Source organism: Paradesulfitobacterium ferrireducens (assembly GCF_017310645.1).
Lineage (GTDB): Bacteria > Bacillota > Desulfitobacteriia > Desulfitobacteriales > Desulfitobacteriaceae > Paradesulfitobacterium > Paradesulfitobacterium ferrireducens.
Map to the genome: position 1 here is coordinate 265,483 of NZ_JAFLRH010000040.1, position 18,979 is coordinate 284,461.

The following is an 18,979-nucleotide window of genomic DNA, read 5'->3' on the forward strand; positions in this document are numbered from 1 at the left end:
ATAATTCGCCGTCTTTTCTTTTGCCTTACAAAGTCCTATTTATGTATGCGCACACGGTGCGTATTATTAATACTTTAACTTACTTCAGCCGACCTTCCATATAAGAAACGAATTCTTTCGTGATGGCGGGGACAGCGCGGTGCCTGTACCGCAATAAGGCGAATTGTGTGTATAAGCTAAACCCTTCCAGGGTGATAGGAAAAAGTTCTCCGCGCTGTATGTCTTCCCTGACGCTGATTTCGCTTAAAATCGATGCTCCGCAAAAAGTAGAAAGGGCTTTTTTTAGAGCCTCGGCAGGTCCCAGATCCATCACAATATGGAGTGGGTAATCGCGCAGCTGCCTATTGATATTCTTTCTTAATGGGCTGGTTGGAGGCGGCAAAATTAAAGGTAAGTACATCAAGTCGGAGGGAACAAGGACATTTCCTCCTTTCAGAACCGGGATTTTGGCTTTATTTTGGGTGGAAGCTACGAGCACTAAGTTTTCCCGGTGAAGGAATTCGACAACCAAGTCTTTGGTATCGATCACTTCTTTGCTGACTTCTTCGGCAATTTCCTCCCATTGGGCAAAGCCGAGGTCGATCGAACCTTCTTTCAGAAAGCGGATAATCTGACTGGCAGTATTGGCCTGAATCGAAAATCTGATTGAGGGATAAGTCTTGGTAAAATGCATGATTATCGGTGGAAGCAGGTAACTGGCGGGGGTGGAACTGGCCCCTACGGTTATGGTAGTCCCGGGTTTGACATAAATATGCTGTTTTAATTCCGTAAGCCCTAAGTCCAGGTTAGTAAGTTCCTGGATTATTTTTTTAGCCGCTTGATAGACGAGCAATCCGGCCTCCGTTGCTTCGATTCCTTTGCGTCCCCGTTTTAGAAGCCGAACTTGGAAATGATCTTCCAAAGCTTTGATATGGGCGCTCACTGTAGGCTGGCTCAGCCAGTAATCCTGGGCTGTGCGGGTGAAACTTTTATTTTCTATGACGGAACAGAAGACTCGAAACTGATAGATATTCATAGCCCCTCCCTCAGAAATCATCTAAAACATAGAAAGAAATCTATATTTATATAATTATTCAGAATTATCCAAAATCCTTTTTATTTGTTAGGATAAAAATGTAAAAATCGTAATTTTTTTCGGAGGTGATTCCCTTGCGGGATGTTAAAGGTTGTTTGGATTTTCTAGAGGAACATTACCCCGAAGAGGTCGTCCGGGCGAACGTAGCCATTGATCCCAAGGAGTGCGATCATGCGGCTTGGCAGGAACTATTAGCGGAAAAAAACCGGTTCCCGTGGGTGGTTTTTGACAATGTGAAAGCTTGGGACGGGTCACGTTGGCCGGGATATTTTACCAACGTCAACATGTCCAACTTTCGCAGGGTCGGCCTTCTTTACGGCCTCGATATCAGTAAGTCAACCCCGTTTGATGTGGTGCTAAAGCATTATGAAGGGAAACAAAACCCGATTCCCCCGCTGGAAATCTCCACCGGGGCGGCTCCTGTTAAAGAAGTGGTTTTAACAGGGGATAACGCCAAATTAGATATTCTTCCGATCTGGCGCAACGCAATCTATGATTCGAGGCCTGGATGGTTAACTCCTATTTGGGGAGTACGCGATCCGGAGACCGGACGGTATAATTTTTCATGGCACCGCGGGCAATGCCTTGATTCCAAACGCACTGCCGTACGCTTCTACCCGCCGCGTCATATTTACAACTACTATCAGGCTTATAAGAAATTAGGAAAGAACATGCCGGCTATCGCTGTCCTTGGCCATCACCCGGCATTTTATGCAGCAGCCAGTACCAGCTATTCCCTCGAGTTCGATGAATACAACGGCATCAGCGGCATTGTGAATGCTGCAACCGGGGAGCCACTGCGGGTAACGGAATCCTCTACCTGGGGCAAAGACTTTTTAATCCCGGCGGATGCCGAAGTGGTTTTAGAAGGTGAAATCGATATAAACGAAATGGCCGAAGTCGGTCAATGGTGTGATGCCTGGCGTTTTTACGCACCGGCCTCCCAGATGAATGTCTTTAAGCTTTCCGCTATTAATATGCGTTCGCGTCCTATCTTGGAGGGAGTCATTCCCAAAGACCATATCATCCCCAACCTTACTTATGCCGCAGATGCCTATGAGGTTCTGAAGCACCGTTTTCCCGGTGTCAAAAGTGTTTTTGTTCCATTCATTCAGACGTTGATCGTTTCAATTAAACCCAGTTCCCCGGCGGAAACGTCCAATATTGCCTTATCCCTCTATCAACTGGGTTCGGACCGGGTGAAACACGTTATTCTGGTCGATGAAGACCTTAACCCTTATGACCTGGGGGAAATCTTCTTTGCTATCGTGACCAGGGTGGATGCCCGTCAGAGTGTGCAGATTGTCAACACCATGACCAATCCCAATGATACGGCAGCCAAGGGGTATTACTCGGGAAGAGCCCAGCAGGTCGGGGGACTGATCATCGATGCCACCAGGCCCTATGAGCCGTTCCCGATCGTGGGGGTATCCTCGCCGGAGGACCGGGAACGCAACTTGCCGGCTCTGATGGAGATGTTAAAAGGAATTTCAGTATCCTCTAAGTGGAATTGGTAAAGGCTGCGTAAGTGCAGAGGGGGTGAAAAAACTGTTCGATTGTCTGGTTAAGAATGGAAAATTGGTGATTCCCACGCAAGGGATCGTCGAGGCAGCCCTGGGAATTAAAGACGGCAAGGTCGCAGCCCTGCTGGATCCGGGGGTGGATTTACCGGCGGGCAAGGTGATTGATGCCGGGGGAAATCATATTTTACCGGGTGTCATCGAACCCCATTCCCATTTGGCGTTAGGAAACAGGGTTGAAGATTTTGCAACGGAAACCAAGAGCGCTGCTCTGGGTGGAGTCACCACCATGTTTACCTACCTGCGGCGGCAGGGCCTATACGACGAAATGTTCCCTGTGATGAAGGAAGAAGCGGAAAGCCGCGCTTATGTGGATGTCGCTTTTCACTTCGGGCTGATGTTGAGCGAACAGGTGGATCATCTCCGCCGCTGTTTTGAAGATTACGGAGTATCCTCTTTTAAGTTTTTCATGGCCTACAAAGGAGAAGAAGGACGGGCCATGGGAATCATTGGCTGTGATGACGGCCTTATGTACCGGGGGTTTCAACAGGTTGCTCACATGGGCCAAGGGGTGGCTTGTGTACATGCCGAAAATGTAGAGATTATTGATACCCTTAAGCCTGCTCTTAGAGCAGCGGGCCGGGATGATTTGGCTGCATGGTCGGAAGCCAGGCCCGGATTCACCGAGGCGGAAAGTATTCAAAGGGCTTTTTTCCTGGGACGGGAAACGGGATGCCCGGTGTATATTGTTCATTTAAGCTCGGCAGCCGGGCTGGAGATAGTCCGGGAGTGGCGGCAGAAAGAGGGAGTCAGGTACGTAGAGACATGCACTCATTATCTTACCCATACGCTGCGGGCTAAAGAAGGAAAACTGGCCAAGGCCAATCCCGCTTTGCGGCATGAGCAGGACCGGGAAGCGCTGTGGCAAGGACTTAAGGATGGTTCGATTCATACGGTCGGCACCGATCATGTTCCGTTTACCAAGACTCAAAAAATGGTCAGCATCTGGGACAGCCCGCCCGGGTTTCCCGGCAGTACCACACTGCTGCAGGTTCTCTTAAGTGAGGGCTATCATAAGAGAGGATTGTCCCTTGAGAAGATTGCGGAGATCACGTCATTCAATACAGCCCGCATTTTTAACCTTTATCCCAGGAAAGGAACCCTTCAAGTCGGAGCGGATGCTGATCTGGTAATTGTTGATTTAGAACTGGAACGGCAAGTGCAGGCCAAGAATTTATTGTCTTATTCGGATTTTTCCATCTATGAAGGTGAAATCCTTAAAGGCTGGCCAATCTTAACCATGGTGCGGGGTCAGGTGGTCATGGAAAAGGGAGAAATCGTCGGGCCGAGAGGTTTTGGCAGGTATATTTATCGTAATTATACGAGGGGGTGAAATCATGAATTTTGACAAGTCCGTTTTATTTACTCTTCCCACCAAAATAATTTGGGGTTATCAGACGGCGGAGCAAACCGGTGCGGAAGCTAAAAAGGCCGGGCTTACCAGGGTTTTGGTCGTCACAGACAGCGGTATCAGAAAAGCCGGGGTTTTGGAACCTGTCCTGCGTTCTTTAGAGAAGGCGGGTCTCGGTTATGAGATTTTTGACGAGGTCCCGGAGGATCCCGGAACTCAAGTTGTAGCCAAGGGGGAGGAACAACTAAAATCAGCATTCTGTAACGGGATTGTCATTGTCGGGGGAGGAAGCCCGCTCTGCGCCGGCAAGGCAATCGCGTTAGTTGCGACCAACGGGGGGAATATCAAAGACTACGAAGGGTTTGAACAATTTAAAAAACCGCCCTTGCCGGTCATTGCCCTTCCGACCACGGCCGGTTCGGGGAGCGAAGTTTCCGCCGCTTTAATCATTACGGATGAGGAACGGAATTACAAGATGACGATTGGCGGCTGGGCTTGCCATCCCACGGTTGCAATTCTTGATGCCATGCTTCTGAGAACCCTTCCGGCGAGACAAATGATTATTTCCGGAATGGATGCCGTTACCCATGCAGTGGAAGCTATTTGCACCAACCTGGCAACACCCCTTACGGATGCGGTGGCTTACGAGGCTTTACGCTTAATGGTCGAAAACCTGCCGGCAGCAGCTTATAGCGACCATTTAGAAGCCATAAACTTCCAGTTATATGGCAGTGCCATGGCCAATATCGCCTGCGGCAATGCCAAACTGGGCCTGGTGCATGCTTTATCCCAACCGTTAGGGTCTTACCATATTTCACATGGACTGGCCAATGGCATTCTCCTTCCGTATGTAATGGAGTATAACCTGCCGGTGTGTGAGGATAAATTTGCCCGTTTAGCCTTAGCCCTTGGCGGCGGGAAAAAAGCCGGAACCAAAGCGTCCTTGGCACGGGAAGCCATTGAGCTGATTAAGGAACTTTATACTATAGTGGATTTTCCGGACCGGCTGACGGAAGAGATCGTACCGAAATCGGAAATCCCCCGTATGGCTAAAATAGCCATGAGTCGATCCCAGGTTAAATTTAATCTGCGCCAGGCCAGGGAGTCTGAGTTGATTGAAATCTTCGAGCAAAGCTATAAAGGTTGGAGGTAAAAAAACAAAAAGGAAGGGAGTTTCAGGTGAATGAGCTTTAAAGACCTGCGTGATTGGCTGGAACAAATAGAGGCTTACGGTGAACTCAAAACGGTCGAGGGTGCGGATTGGAACATGGAGATCAGTGCGATTTCAGATCTGGTGGCTAAAAATCCGGCTGACAAAAGATGCCTGCTCTTTGATAGCATTCCCGGATACCCGAAAGGCTACCGGGTGCTGACGAATATTTTGAATTCAGCGCGCAGACTGGCCTTAACCCTGAATCAGAACCCCAGCCCCAGTGACCGGGAGTTTGTGGAGACTTGGCGCCAACGGAGCAAAGAAATTGTTCCCATCAAACCGAAGTTCGTAGCTACCGGGAGTGTCATGGAAAATGTGCACCTGGGGGATGACGTGAATTTATGGGAATTTCCCACTCCCTTATGGCATCACCTGGATGGGGGACGCTATATTGGCACCGGCAGTGTGACCATAACCCGTGATCCGGATGAAGGCTGGGTTAACTTGGGGACTTACCGGGTGATGATTCACGATGACAAGACCCTTGCTTTCTTCGTCTCGCCCGGGAAAGATGGACGGATTCATAGGGATAAGTATTTCGCGCAGAACAAGCCGTGCCCGGTAGCCATTTCCTTCGGGCAAGATCCCCTGCTCCTTGTCACTTCAATCATGCCCTCCCCCTATGGGGTCAGCGAGTATGACTATGCCGGCGGAATTCAGGGCCGGCCGGTCGAGGTGATTGAGGGTAAGGTTACAGGGCTGCCTATTCCGGCCCACGCGGAAATAGTCATCGAAGGAGAATCTCTGCCTCATGAAGCCAAGACAGAAGGCCCCTTCGGGGAATGGACCGGGTACTATGCCAGTCATTCCCGCCCGGAACCGTTAATCAGGGTGAAGGCGGTGTACCACCGGAATAACCCGATTATTACCGGAGCCACGACCGCCATTATGCCCAACGATTTCGGACACGCTTACGAGCTGATGCGGGCGGCCCAGATCTGGAATGAGATTGAGGCTGCCGGTGTTCCCGACATTCAAGGAGTGGCCTGTCACCAGCACCGCTTTATTACGGTGGTCAGCATTAAGCAGCGCTACCCCGGGCATGCCAAACAGGCAGCGATGCTGGCGATGCAATGTCATGCCGGAGCGTACCTGGGCCGTTATGTGATTGTGGTAGATGAGGACATCGATCCCTATAATTTTGACGAGGTCATTTGGGCCTTGGCCACCAGGGTTGATCCCCAACGCGCGATTGAGATTGTCAAAGAGTGCTGGAGCGGTCCCCTTGATCCGGTTATTCCGGTTGAGGAAAAGGGGTATAATTCCCGTGCCCTAATACTTGCCTGCAAGCCTTACCACTGGAAAGATAAATTCCCGCCTTCTATCCAATACAGTATCGAAATCAAGGAGTATGTGAAGCGGAAATTCGCCGGGGACGTATTCTAGAAGCCAGTCCTTGTATTCTCGTAACCGTTCCTTTTATCAATGTTAAACGGGGAGGTTAATTAGATGTCTAAAAGAAAAAGTAGGCTAATTCAAACGCTAGCGCTAATGCTCTGTGCTTCGATGGTGCTAGTAGGTTGTGCCTCATCCACGGCCCAAGCGCCGGCCAACAGTGCCCAATCACCGGTCAAGAACGGCTCGGAGGGAGGGTCAAATCAAGGGAAAATCCTGCGGATTGCCGGCGCTTCTCTTTCGAGTTCCAGTTATAGCATGGCTCTGACTATGGCAGATGTACTGAGCAAAGCCGGGATTCCCGCTACGGCTGAACCGTCGGGGGGATCCACCCAACAGCTTGAATTGTTAAGGAGCGGTCAGGTTGACCTGACCATTACCACGGCGGGAAACGCCGAATCAGCTTTTTTGGGTACAGACGAGTTCTCCAAGTCACCTCCTTTTAAAGACATTCGGACGATCATACCGCTGAATACATCCTATTTCACTGTAACTGTTGCGGATAAGACCGGCATCAAATCTCCTGCTGATCTAAAAGGGAAAAGAATTGCAACGGTGATCTCAACGCCCAGTTATAAGAAAGCTTTATCCGCGATTCTTGCATCTGCGAACTTAACGCTCGAAGACACTAAAGTAGTTTCTGTCGCAGAAATTGGGGAGGCAATCGAAAAAGTGGCTAATAGGGGAAGTGACGGTTATGCCGGGACCCCTGGCGGAAGCCGGGCGGCCGAATTGCACCAGAAAGATCCGCTTAAATTAATTGTTTTTCCGACAGATGAGTCAGCCGTGAAACGGGCACAAAGCGCTTACAGCCCCATATATGCCACTTCATACGGTCCCGACCCCTTAGTCGGATTATCTGAGAAGATTCCGATGTACGGCTATGACTTTCTATTGTTAGGATCAGCCAAAACCAGCGAGCAGACGATTTATGATGTGGTCAATATCATTTTTAAGGAAAAGGACAAATTGATCAGCGGGCGTAAGGAATTTAAAGAAGTGACTTTAGACCGTGTAAAAAGCTCTCCAATTGTAGTTCCATATCAAAATGGCAGCATCAAGTACTTAAACGAGCAGAAAGTATGGAATCCTAGCCTGGAGCAGGCTCAGGCATCTGTTCTGGCTAAAGCCAAATAGGTTTAACGCAGTTTAGCAGGAGGGCCATGGACAGGGCTAACCCTGCCCCCGTTTAGACTCCTGCTTATGATGGAGGTGCTCACGGTGTTAATGGAGCGCGTCATGAAGGTTGCAGATTGGCTGGCTGCTTTGACTACGGTTTTTATCGTGTTATACACGGTGCGATTCTTTGATTTATTTTCGGATTATTTTGAAATCTTCCCCATGGGTTTTGTGGCCTTGACCAGTGGCTTGATTTTGGCACAGGCTTTTTTGCGTAAGCGCACCACAAAGTCCGGAGAGAATAGTACTATTCCGTGGTATGACTTGATCTTAGCCGGTTTTAGTATTCTAGTAGGCGCCTATGTCATGATAAACGCCGAACGGATTGTGACAACGATGGGTTTGCCCAGTGCAGGGGAAATTGTCTTGGGTTTCGCCGCTATTTTGCTGTTTATGGAAGGCGCCCGGCGAACGGTTGGCTTAGCCCTGACCATTATCGCCGCCATCTTTGTAGCCTACGCTTTCCTAGGTTCTTACATCCCTGGCCCTTTGAACATCGCTGAGTTTGGTACAGCAAGGATCATTGGACATCTCTATCTTTTTTCGGATGGCATGTACGGCGTGATTGCCCGCACCATCGTGACCATGGTTGCCGTTTATATGTTGTTTGCCCAGTTTCTGACGGAAACAGGGCTCGGCAAATTCATCATAGACATCAGCAATGCCTTAGTAGGCAACGTCAGAGGAGGCCCGGCCAAAATAGCGATTTTTGCCAGCGCGGGCTTTGGCATGATCTCAGGAAGTGCGGTAGGGAATGTAGCGACGACGGGGGTTTTTACCATCCCGTTAATGAAAAAACTTGGTTACCGGGCCGAGTTTGCCGGAGCGGTAGAGGCTGTCGCTTCCACCGGGGGGGCTATTATGCCCCCGATTATGGGGACGGTAGCCTTTATTATGGCAGATATGTTGTCGGTTCCTTACCGCCAAGTCATTACCATGGCCATCATACCGGCCCTGCTCTATTACATGACTTTATTCATTCAAGTTGACCTGGAGGCAGCAAAGCTAAATTTAGTAGGAATTGAAAGGGAAAAGCTGCCGGATCTGCGCTCGACCTTATTAGGGGGCTGGTATTATGCCATTCCGATGACGGTGTTTTTTGTCGAACTCCTCTGGTTTAAAAATGACGCGATTCTATCGGCTTTAATTACCATTGCAGCCCTGATTATATCCAACCTTTTGTTCGGCAAAGAAAAGCTGAACCTGAAAAAAATCTATAACGCTTTGAAGAATACCGTGCTGGAATCAATGGTGTCAATTATTGGAATTGCCGGTGCAGCGGGGTGTGTGGTAGCCGTAGTTTCTCTTACAGGGTTAGGTGTTAAACTCTCCGGTTTTTTAGTTGATGTTTCCAACGGTTCATTGTTATTGCTTCTACTGTTCACGGCCATCGTCAATTATATCTTGGGCATGGGCTTACCCTGGTCAGCCAGTTTCCTGCTCTTGGTGGTTCTGGTGGCACCAGCCCTGGAAGCAGCCGGGGTGGAGCAAACGATTGCTTATTTTTTTATTCTCTGGACCGGGTTATATTCGTTTATCACCTGGCCTGTTGCCGTTGCCGGGTATGTAGCCTCTTCCATTGCTGAGAGCAACGTGGCAAAGACTTGCCTTACGGCGATGAGGCTGGCCATGGCCAGTTATATTATTCCGTTCGCCATGATATTCAACAGGGGGTTGGTCATGCAGGGAGGAGGATTAGAAGTTCTTCACTCCGTAGTGACCGCAATTGTGGGATTGGGAGTAGGCGCTATTGGATTCAGCGGTTATTTTGATATCGGCGGCAAGCTAACCCGGTTTGAACGGGCGCTTTACATCCTGGGTGGTATCTTGCTGGCGGCTTCTACCAATATTGTGCTGGAAGGAGTTTCCAGTGTTATGATTCTTACAGCTTTGACTAAGAATTGGAGCCGTCATAAAACCTTAAAGTCCGAAGCCAGCATCCAAACCATGAAACTATGAAAGTTGAGATTAAATTTTACGGCGGTATGGAAAATTTCATCGTAAAGACCGGCCCTGATTCCGGAAAGAAGATGGAGGCAGAAGTCATCAAGGGGTCTACGGTCCGAATGCTGCTGAGGCAACTCGGCATCGCGGAAGGAGAGGTTTTCTTCCTGTTAAATAATGTCTTTCAGGATCTTGAAACTGCCTTGGCCGAGGGAGACCAAATTTACATTTTTCCGGCAATTTTCGGCGGCTAAAGAGAAGATTATTCTATCGAAGAGGGTGATAAGGTGTTAGGTTATGCAGGGCGCTGGGCCCAGGTCGATCTGACGAATCATTCAGTAGACTATATTGAGCTACCGGACAAGATGTTGCGGGATTATTTAGGCGGGACCGGAATCGGAGCCCGGTTATTATATGACCGGGTTCAGCCGGGAGTTGTGTGGGACAGTCCCGAGAATCACATTGTCATCGCCGGAGGCCCCTTAAACAGTACCCACTTGGCCGGGGCCGGGGCATTTTCAGTGATCACCAAAGGCCCCTTGACCAATGGTGCGACTTCCACCCAGGCTAACGGTTTTCTGGGCGCGTATTTAAAAACCTCCGGCTTTGACGGCTTGATCATCCATGGATCCTCCGCTTCCTGGGTCTATCTCTACCTACACGATGGCATTGTGGAAATCCGGGAAGGCGAGCTGCTGAAAGGGCTTGATACGTTGGCATCGGAAGAAAAGGTCAAAGAGCTGATTCAAAGGCCGGGTCTTAAAGCCAGTGTCTTCAGTATTGGGCCGGCCGGGGAGAACTTGGTCAAATTTGCCGCTCTCGTCGGGGATCGTGGTCATGTTGCTTCCAAAAACGGAATTGGGGCTGTACTCGGAAGCAAAAAACTAAAAGCCATCGCGGTCGAACGTGGAGCCTATAAGACGGCGATCCATGATGCGGAAAGGATGTCTGCACTAGCCCGGTCTATGGTTGAGCAAACCAGAAATGACCCCAAAAGCGGGAAAACGTTCAACCGGGGCACCTCCCACCTGCTTGGGCTGTATTTTAACACCGGTCTGCTTCCGTATAAGAATCTAACGTCCAATGTGATTGGGCAAGAGTACCTGAAGCTGGGAGGTGAATATTACCGGGAGCGCTTTGAGTTAAAACGGGATTCATGTTGGGCTTGCCCCAGCGGCCACTGCCATGTCATTAAAGTAACCGAAGGCCCTTATACGGGTTTTATGGGGGATGAGCCGGAATACGAGCTTTTTGCCGGGATGGGAACCCTGATCGGCCAGAGCGACCCGGGAGCCGTGGTGATGCTTTCCAATCTATGCGACCGCTTGGGTTTCGACGGTAATGAAGCGAGTTGGCTGACGGCTTTTGTAATGGAGTGTTTTGAGCGGGGACTTCTAAGTGTGGAAGATACGGATGGCCTGGAATTACGGTGGGGCAACGTGGAAGCAGTTCGTTCCTTATTGACTAAAATTTCCAAACGGGAAGGGATTGGCAATCTTCTGGCCGAGGGGGTGATGCGGGCCGCAGAAAGCATTGGCGGGGAAGCGAAGAATTTAGCTGTATATCTGAAGAAAGGGTATGCTCCCCGGGGACATGATCACCGGGCACGCTGGTTTGAAATGTTTGACGCGGCGACTTCCGGTACAGGGACGATTGAGAGCATTGGCCTGAATATTCCCGATGCCTTTTCCCCGGCCGCGCTAGCCGAAGGAATTGTGCATGGAAAGCCCAGAAATTTTGTGGATTCGTTAGTAGTTTGTATGTTTCCGACACGCACCATGACTTCGGCCGGGGTTGATCACCTGGTTGAGATGCTGAAGGCGGTGACCGGGTGGGATTATACTCCTGAAGAAGCGTTTAGGATGTCCCTGAGAGTGGTTACTTTGCTGCGGGCATTTAATTCGCGGCATGGAATCAGGCCGGATGTTGAATACCCATCCCCAAGATATGGTTCAGTCCCGGTAGACGGTCCTGCCCAAGGCAAGGATGTCATGAAGATTTGGGATGAAACGCTGGATCAGTATTACCAGCTGATGGGCTGGGACAGAATATCCGGCAGGCCAAAGCCGGATACCTTACAAAATCTCGGCTTGGATGCAATCGTAAAGGACTTATATTGAATCGTCACTTCTAATCGGTAAGAGAAGTCAAGTCAGGAATAACAATGTGGAGGTGGGCACCTATGAGGGAAGAAAAAGAGAAGGCGCATGTTCACGCAGAAGAAAAGTGGGAACAGTGGAAAAAGGAACGAACGTATGTGAGGGCGCTTAAAGGGGTTTACGGTGAGGTGTACAAACAGCTGTTGGAACAACCCCGGGTTTACAAGAGCGGAAACTGGAAGTGGAAAGGGGGCCCCCGTTTTTACCACCGGGCGGTGATTAACCCGGAAAGTGTTGAAATTACCCAGATGATCGAGGGCCACATTGACGTAATCGCTCCGGGCTCAGCCGGACAAAAACACGGCCACATGAACAGTGCTGTGTTCGTGATCCTGGAAGGAAAAGGCTATGATATTCATGACGGGGTGCGGTATGACTGGGAGGAAGGGGATGTCTGTATCGTAGACAATGCCTCGGTTCACCAGCATTTCAACAGTGATCCGGAGAAGCCTGTCAAAGTGATTGTATTTAAGGCGAAACCGCTTTTCCTATTTGCCCATATGATTTTTCAAAAGGTTGTGGAATACCCGTCCAAAGACCCGGTGCCGGGATTCCCGAATTTTTATCCGGAAGGTTAGTATTTACCCCGAACTTGTCGGCAAGCTAAGTTCAATAAATAACGGTTTGTTAGGGAGAGGTGGACAGAATGTATGGCTGGCGCGCCCGGATTGGGCATATATCCCCTTCCCGCGGGGATACCATGGTCCACGAATTTTACCAATTAGCGCCGGACGGGGTGATGTTTCTCAACACGACTGGGCAAATCAGGAAACTGGATCAACAAGACCTCAATAAGCAATATGAACAGCTTGAGTCTGCGGCTAAAGACCTGGTTGAAGCCGGCGCTCATGTAATTTTGCTGGGAGGTGGACCGATATTCTCGGGCAAAGGGTATGAAAAGGCGCGGGAAATATGCCTAAAGCTTGAGGATGAGCTGGGGGTTCCGGTCCAGACTACAATCTGTGCGGCCGTGGACGCCATGAGAAGTCTTTCCATTAGAAAAGTAGCAATTGCTTCCCCCTATGAAGAGGAACATAATCTTAAGACGAAGGCCTTTCTGGAAGAGGCCGGGTTTACCGTCTTATACGCCAAAGGATTGGGGATTAAGAAAAATTCGATTATCGGTAATTTACCGGAATATGCTTCTTATCAGCTGGCTAAAGAAGCATTTTACCAGGCAGAGGACGCAGATTGTGTATATATGCCATGCGGACGCTGGCCAACCATACGGCTTATCGATGTTTTGGAAAGAGATATGGGTAAACCGGCTGTTAGCAGTACTTTGGCCACTTTCTGGTATGCTTTTGCAGCATTAAAGATTCAAACCCCTATAAAAGGGTTCGGGATGCTGCTGGATTCCCTGGGAAAATAAGATTTTAGGTTGTTTGCGTGAAGATTGACACGATAAAATTTAATTTATGTAAATAAACTATATTTACGAAGGAGTTGTGAAAAAATGATAAGAAAACATCTAAGAAATATTTCGAAAATTCTGGTTTTAATTTTGATTTTGTCACTGCTGCTAGCCGGCTGCGCATCGGATAAAACTCAAAGTGAAAGTAAGAAAGAAACAGCGGCAGCGAACACTGCGGTCAAAGCGGACTATGAGTTCTTTAACGGCAAGACCATAACTTTTATCGTCGCCACAAAAGCAGGGGGCGGCTATGATACGTACGCCCGGTTTGTAGCTCCCTACCTGCAAAAATACCTTCCCGGAAGTACGGTCATTGTCAAGAATGTTCCGGGGGCCGGCCATGTTATCGGCGCCAATGATTTGTATACAGCGAAGCCCGACGGTTTAACCATAGGAACTTTTGATAAGGCTTTGATTATAACCCAGCTGATAGGCCAAGAGGGGGTTAAGTTTGATTTAAATAAGTTTACGTGGCTGGGCAATGCGACCAGTGAACCGAGGGTTTTCATCGTCGGAACCAATAGTTCTTTCAAAGCGATCGAGGATATGAAAAAGGACAAAGCGGTTAAGCTTGGAGGAACAGGACTAGGAAGTTCCAGCACGAACGATGCATTGTTTCTAAAAAATATTTTAGGACTAAATATTCAGTTAATTAACGGGTATGGCGGGCAGGAACAAGACTTGGCCATGATGCGTGGTGAGATTGACGGGCAAATCGGAACCTTAAGTTCTATGCAGTCAATGCTAGATAATAAGGAGGCGGTCGCTGTCTTATCGATTGGGAAGAAGCTCGATAATATTCCGTATCTGAGGGACATTGCCCCTGCGGATAAAAAACCTTTAGTGAGTTTATGAACGGGGAAGAAACCGGCAAATTGGTAAGCAGCGCTTTGAATCAGACTCCGGAAATGAAAAAACTGATTAAAGAGATTACGACAGGAAAATAATGTAGGGGAAACCTCGTTATTTATTCGTGAAGAGATACACTGTGTTCTTAAGGTAAGGTTACGATAGCATATTCATAAGCATAATAGGAAACAGATAGCTGTAAGAATTTATAGTTATCTGTTTTTTTGCATATCAGATTCCCATGCCGCAATGCGGCACCACTTGTAAATGAAAATTTTGCTTTTGAATAGCAAGCTACATACTTTAGCTGCGAAGTAATTTTGCGAGTATGTTCGAGCTATGAATTAGAGAAAACCTTATTCCTTACTTTTTGATATTTTCATAATTCACAGGAATTTCGAACTACTATGTAGAATTATTTTTTATATTGTTAGAAGGGGGAAAAGGGAATTGTTTAAAATTTTACGCCTGATTGTAATAGCTACTATCATCATAACTCTTGCCGGTTGTAGTGTTTCTTCAACAGAAGAATCTAAGGTTAAAGTAGTATCGCAAAAATATTTAACTGATTCTTTCGAGTTTAATTACCAAATGACAAGAGAAATGCCAGGTTTACAATATGTCACATCTGAATTCAAAGAAGAATTAACGAAAAGGTTTTCTGATTTATTAACCGCAACTACGGGTGCTAACTTAATTCAGAGGGTTTTAGATTTGAACTTAAGTTCGATACAATTATCCAGTGAAACCTTAGCAAATGTTAGTTATGAAGTTAAAGTGAATATATCGACAATAATCAAACCTGACTACACTGAAACTTATAAAGGAACTTTATACCTCCGAAATAAGAACGGACAATGGCAGGTTAATGGGAACCAACTTGAAAATCATGATTGGATATTACCTTCGTTACCAACGATACAAAAGACAATAGTTTTAGGTGAACAAGAAGAATCAGAAAAACTTCGTATAAAACTTAATGCTTCCGGCTTTTCTTCTAGGAATTCTTTAATACAACCATTAGTCGAAAATGCCGAAATGGTTGTATTAATCGCTTACCCCGAGTCAGCTCCTGCCCCTTTTTATTAAGATTACTTTAAAGATTTACAAGCAAAAGACAAAAACTACATAAATATTAAGAAAAAGAACGGTCAAACGCTTGTATACATTAAGGGAGAGAATAAGGAAAATGTATTAAAACTAGTCGATCTTATTGACGATTATAATAATGAAACTTACAAAATACTTCCTTAAGGAACACACACTCATCTAATCAGTATGTTTTTGCCTTTCCCTCGCTCGCCCAAACCCCACATAAAGCAAAATCGCAATCCCGGCCGGAACCATGGCCCAGAGATAAATCGCCTGGTACCCGGTAAGTTCGGCGACTGCCCCCCAGATCATCGACCCCAGTCCAATTCCCAAATCAAACCCGACCATAAACGTGGCATTGGCCGATCCGCGGCGAAACGGGGGAACTGTGCGTACGGCCATGGCCTGTAAGGAAGGCTGGACCGCTCCGAATCCCAGGCCGTAGATCACTGCTGCCGCGAGAAAGGCGCTTAAAGAAGCGGAGAAATAGAGAATGAGCATCGTGGCTAGGACGCCGAGCATACCGGGAATGATGGCTGCGGAATACCCTTTGCGGTCAGCCAGGCGACCGAAAGCCGGGCGGGAGACCATCAAGGCGATGGCATAGACGGTGAAAAACAAGCCGATGTTCTGGACTCCGCGTGAGTCGGCATAGAGAGCGATAAAAGCGACCACGGAGCCGTAGGTCATGGTTACAAAGAGGATGACAACTCCGGGTAATAAGGCAGCCTTCTCAAACATGTTTGACTTCTGAGGTGAGGCTCCCCGGTCGGGTGTGTGATATTTTATTGGAAACGCAAGAAGTATAGTCATGATGACTGCTGTCGTCGAAATAATAAACACCGTGTCAAACCCGGACCATTTCATGATGCTTAAACCCAAGGCCGGAGCCAAGGCCATGGACAGGGAGTTGGTCAGCCCAAAGAAACCCATACCTTCACCGAGACGGGCTTTGGGGATAATATCCGAAGCGATGGTGCCGGAAGCCGTGCTGGCCGCGCCCCAGCCGAAGCCATGGATAAAACGGAGAACAAGCAAGATCAAAACGGTCGGCACCCAATGGTAGGCAATCACAGATAAGAGAAACAGAACCAGCCCGCTGAGATACACGCCTTTGCGCCCGTGCTGGTCCAGCAAACGCCCGGCGATTGGTCTCATTAGAACCGCAGATAGGGTGAAAACTCCAACGACCAGCCCGGCTGAGGCGTCAGTGCCACCGAGTTTGGTGGCATAAACGGGCAGGACGGGGAGAAGCATTTGGAAGCCGAGGAAGATAAAGAAGTTGGCCAAGGTGATCAGTATAAAATCTTTGGTCCATAATGGCTGTTGCTTCTCTATGTTCGGATTCGAGGACAAGAAAACTCCCCCTCTCATGTTCCTTATTGATTCATCTCGCCGTTAAAGCTTCTAAGGAATTCAATAGGCGTATACACGGCAAAGTGTTCTTTGATTTCTTGTGTGTGAAAATCTTTATCCCCAGTTACTAAGATATCAGGTTGTGCAAGGATAGCAGATACAAGAATAGGAATATCTTTGGCATCTCGAATGTACGGCGTCGGGAAAGAGGAAATATCAGAAGGCGTATACGCTAACTCAAATTCAAGCTGGGTTAAAAAACGATCCCATTCCGCTAGTTTGTTTGGAAATCTCCTACTTATGATTCGTGATACTTCCGTAATAGAATAACTACAAATAATAAGATGGTGTTCCTCGGCTAGAAGGAATAATAACCTTCTAGAAACTGAAGTTTGGGATTGCATGGCTGAAATTAATACGTTAGAATCAACGAAAACGCGAAAGCTGTTACTTTTTTTGCTCATTCCACAATTCCTCCCGGACTTGTTCCAGGTCATTTAACAATTCTTCCTCGGTTATCCCTCTATCTTGGGCTTCTTTACTTATGGAATCAAAAAAATCGCGTAAAGCTATAATACTGGATTTGGTAATAACAATATTTCCGTCTTTTTCAATAAAGGCAACTTTATCTCCTTCAGTCAAATTTAAGCGTTCACGGACAGCTTTGGGAATAGTGATTTGCCCTTTTGACGTAACCCGCGAAACTTCCATATTCATATTTATCTTACTCCTTTCTGAAATTCCTTACCTTCCTTACTATAGTTTAACATAAATTTTAAACTGTATATAGTCAATATAGAAATTTCCATTTTGGAGAAAGGCGGCAGAACCCTTTAGCAAGGGTTTCCGCCTTTTTAATTTCTGCGGAATAGAAATCCGCTCTCAATGAGTGCGCATTAGAACTGGGACTCTCCAAGCCGCTGCTAATTAAGACACGGAAAAGATACCGTCCGCCTCACTATCTCTGCCGTTGGCACATAATTTTTTTCTTCCCCCGGGATTTGTCCCGGGGGATATTTTCTGGGAACGATAATCCCATTTTTTGAGCAAGATTGTTAATTGTGGGAAGGGGAAGCGGAGGATATAATGCTGTAAACTTGGTCGGTGTATGCCAAAAAAAGATTCTCTTAGACAGGCGGTGGTCCAAGATGAGAAAATATCCGGACATCCAGGAGCATCTTAAGAACTTGGAAGAAAAGGGACTGTTAATCCGGGTAACCCGGGCTATTAACAAAAATACGCATTTGCATCCCCTGGTGCGCTGGCAGTTTCGGGGAGGAATTGCGGAATCTGAACGCAAGGCTTTCCTGTTTGAAAATTGCAGGCAGCCTTAGTGGTGGGGGCGCCCCCGGTGGTTTCGTATGCCGCGGTGCAAAAGGTTCCGTACGGACTGAATGAAATGGAGGTGGCCGGAGGCTTAGCCGGGGAACCGATTCGAATGGTCAAATGCAGGACAGTTGATCTCGAAGTTCCGGCCGATGCGGAGATTGTCTTCGAGGGTATAATCCACACGGATGTGCTCGAACCGGAAGGACCGTTTGGGGAATCCCATGGGTATATGCATCCGCGCCACTTAAGCGCTTTTATGGAAGTAACCTGCATCACCCATAAACGGAAGCCGGTCTGGGTTTCATTTATCAGCCAGGTGACTCCGAGTGAAAGCAGTGTCATCAAGAAAGTTGGGTACGAGCCTTTGTTCACTGACTACCTGAAGCGTACCCTGAATTTGCGCAGTGTGGTTAAGGTTTCGATGCACGAGCCCCTGACCAATTTGCGCAAAGTGATTATCGTCCAAATGCGCAAGCCCAAGGAGGCCGAGGTATGGCGGGCCTTGTTCGGAGTGCTGAGCTACCGTCAGGAGCTTGGCAAATTGGTGATCGCGGTGGATGAGGACATTGATCCGGAAAATATGGATGCGGTGATGTGGGCCTTAAGTTACCGCATGAAACCCCACCGGGATGTCCGGATTATTGAGGGCAAGGTTAAAGGGCATGCGCCCCCGTTTCTCGATCATGGGAGTATTGAAGAAGAAATCAAACGGGCCGATGCGGCGGATGACTCTTCTCTCTTGATCAACGCCATTCTGAAAGAACCCTTTCCCCCGGTGTCCCTCCCCAAAAAAGAATATATGGAAGAGGCCTTGGCAATCTGGAATGAGTTGGGCTTGCCAAGCCTAAAACCCCAGGCACCTTGGTTCGGCTATTCCCTGGGACAATGGGATGAGGAACTGGAAGAAGAAGCGCGGCTGGCTGTCCGGGGGGAACATTACCTAACCGGAGAAAAACTCGCAGCACGGCAGGTTCGGCTTAAATAATAAGACCCAAAAAGGCAAGGTATTACCAGTGACCGTGCCAGCGGGCAAATTTCCCGAA

At 48.0% G+C, this 18,979-nt stretch carries 18 protein-coding genes; 14 read left to right on the forward strand and 4 right to left on the reverse strand.

Translation table 11 applies throughout. The features are described 5' to 3' along the window. Positions 1 to 79 precede the first annotated feature (79 nt). Positions 80 to 1,015: a LysR family transcriptional regulator gene (locus tag J0X21_RS14010; protein WP_206812812.1), complete on the reverse strand. Its 936-nt coding sequence runs from the start codon at positions 1,013 to 1,015 to the stop codon at positions 80 to 82. A 134-nt stretch (positions 1,016 to 1,149) separates the two neighbouring features. Between J0X21_RS14010 and J0X21_RS14015 the strand changes: the two genes are divergently transcribed. From J0X21_RS14015 to J0X21_RS14070, 12 genes are all read left to right on the forward strand, one after another. Beyond that, positions 1,150 to 2,592 (forward strand): UbiD family decarboxylase domain-containing protein, encoded by a 1,443-nt coding sequence (locus J0X21_RS14015; protein ID WP_206812813.1) that lies wholly within the window; start codon positions 1,150 to 1,152, stop codon positions 2,590 to 2,592. Between the two features lie 22 nt (positions 2,593 to 2,614). Further along, complete coding sequence (locus J0X21_RS14020; RefSeq protein WP_206812814.1) at positions 2,615 to 3,988, forward strand: dihydroorotase; 1,374 nt, start codon at positions 2,615 to 2,617, stop codon at positions 3,986 to 3,988. A 4-nt stretch (positions 3,989 to 3,992) separates the two neighbouring features. Further along, the gene (locus tag J0X21_RS14025) at positions 3,993 to 5,159 is read left to right on the forward strand and encodes an iron-containing alcohol dehydrogenase (RefSeq protein WP_206812815.1); all 1,167 of its coding nucleotides are present in this window, start codon (positions 3,993 to 3,995) and stop codon (positions 5,157 to 5,159) included. A gap of 30 nt (positions 5,160 to 5,189) precedes the next feature. Next, entirely contained in the window at positions 5,190 to 6,605 is a 1,416-nt protein-coding gene (locus tag J0X21_RS14030) for a UbiD family decarboxylase (protein WP_206812816.1), read from the forward strand. 63 nt (positions 6,606 to 6,668) lie between these two features. Then, the gene (locus J0X21_RS14035) at positions 6,669 to 7,751 is read left to right on the forward strand and encodes a TAXI family TRAP transporter solute-binding subunit (protein ID WP_206812817.1); all 1,083 of its coding nucleotides are present in this window, start codon (positions 6,669 to 6,671) and stop codon (positions 7,749 to 7,751) included. Positions 7,752 to 7,841: 90 nt separating this feature from the next. Then, the gene (locus tag J0X21_RS14040) at positions 7,842 to 9,752 is read left to right on the forward strand and encodes a TRAP transporter permease (RefSeq protein ID WP_236006275.1); all 1,911 of its coding nucleotides are present in this window, start codon (positions 7,842 to 7,844) and stop codon (positions 9,750 to 9,752) included. 71 nt (positions 9,753 to 9,823) lie between these two features. Further along, the gene (locus tag J0X21_RS14045) at positions 9,824 to 9,991 is read left to right on the forward strand and encodes a MoaD/ThiS family protein (protein ID WP_268939413.1); all 168 of its coding nucleotides are present in this window, start codon (positions 9,824 to 9,826) and stop codon (positions 9,989 to 9,991) included. A gap of 33 nt (positions 9,992 to 10,024) precedes the next feature. After that, positions 10,025 to 11,857 (forward strand): aldehyde ferredoxin oxidoreductase family protein, encoded by a 1,833-nt coding sequence (locus tag J0X21_RS16125; RefSeq protein WP_206812820.1) that lies wholly within the window; start codon positions 10,025 to 10,027, stop codon positions 11,855 to 11,857. A 62-nt stretch (positions 11,858 to 11,919) separates the two neighbouring features. Beyond that, positions 11,920 to 12,474: a cupin domain-containing protein gene (locus tag J0X21_RS14055; protein ID WP_206812821.1), complete on the forward strand. Its 555-nt coding sequence runs from the start codon at positions 11,920 to 11,922 to the stop codon at positions 12,472 to 12,474. A 68-nt stretch (positions 12,475 to 12,542) separates the two neighbouring features. Further along, positions 12,543 to 13,268, forward strand: a complete 726-nt coding sequence (locus tag J0X21_RS14060) for a maleate cis-trans isomerase family protein (protein ID WP_206812822.1) — start codon at positions 12,543 to 12,545, stop codon at positions 13,266 to 13,268. A gap of 84 nt (positions 13,269 to 13,352) precedes the next feature. Next, entirely contained in the window at positions 13,353 to 14,165 is an 813-nt protein-coding gene (locus tag J0X21_RS14065; RefSeq protein ID WP_206812823.1) for a Bug family tripartite tricarboxylate transporter substrate binding protein, read from the forward strand. 444 nt (positions 14,166 to 14,609) lie between these two features. Beyond that, a complete protein-coding gene (locus tag J0X21_RS14070) occupies positions 14,610 to 15,248 on the forward strand; it encodes a hypothetical protein (RefSeq protein ID WP_206812824.1) in 639 nt (212 codons plus the stop codon). A gap of 180 nt (positions 15,249 to 15,428) precedes the next feature. On the opposite strand, the gene J0X21_RS14075 is transcribed toward J0X21_RS14070, so the two are convergent. The 3 genes from J0X21_RS14075 to J0X21_RS14085 are packed head-to-tail and all read right to left on the reverse strand — an operon-like array spanning position 15,429 to position 17,324. Continuing rightward, positions 15,429 to 16,607: an MFS transporter gene (locus J0X21_RS14075; protein ID WP_236006260.1), complete on the reverse strand. Its 1,179-nt coding sequence runs from the start codon at positions 16,605 to 16,607 to the stop codon at positions 15,429 to 15,431. Between the two features lie 23 nt (positions 16,608 to 16,630). Continuing rightward, positions 16,631 to 17,071 carry a putative toxin-antitoxin system toxin component, PIN family gene (locus J0X21_RS14080; protein ID WP_206812826.1) on the reverse strand — a complete coding sequence of 147 codons (441 nt, stop codon included), beginning with the start codon at positions 17,069 to 17,071 and terminating at the stop codon, positions 16,631 to 16,633. After that, entirely contained in the window at positions 17,055 to 17,324 is a 270-nt protein-coding gene (locus J0X21_RS14085) for an AbrB/MazE/SpoVT family DNA-binding domain-containing protein (RefSeq protein WP_236006261.1), read from the reverse strand. Before J0X21_RS14085 ends, J0X21_RS14080 begins: the two co-directional genes overlap by 17 nt. A 431-nt stretch (positions 17,325 to 17,755) precedes the next feature. Between J0X21_RS14085 and J0X21_RS14090 the strand changes: the two genes are divergently transcribed. Then, positions 17,756 to 17,941: a hypothetical protein gene (locus J0X21_RS14090; RefSeq protein ID WP_206812827.1), complete on the forward strand. Its 186-nt coding sequence runs from the start codon at positions 17,756 to 17,758 to the stop codon at positions 17,939 to 17,941. A gap of 17 nt (positions 17,942 to 17,958) precedes the next feature. Next, a complete protein-coding gene (locus J0X21_RS14095; protein WP_206812828.1) occupies positions 17,959 to 18,921 on the forward strand; it encodes a UbiD family decarboxylase domain-containing protein in 963 nt (320 codons plus the stop codon). Positions 18,922 to 18,979 lie beyond the last annotated feature (58 nt).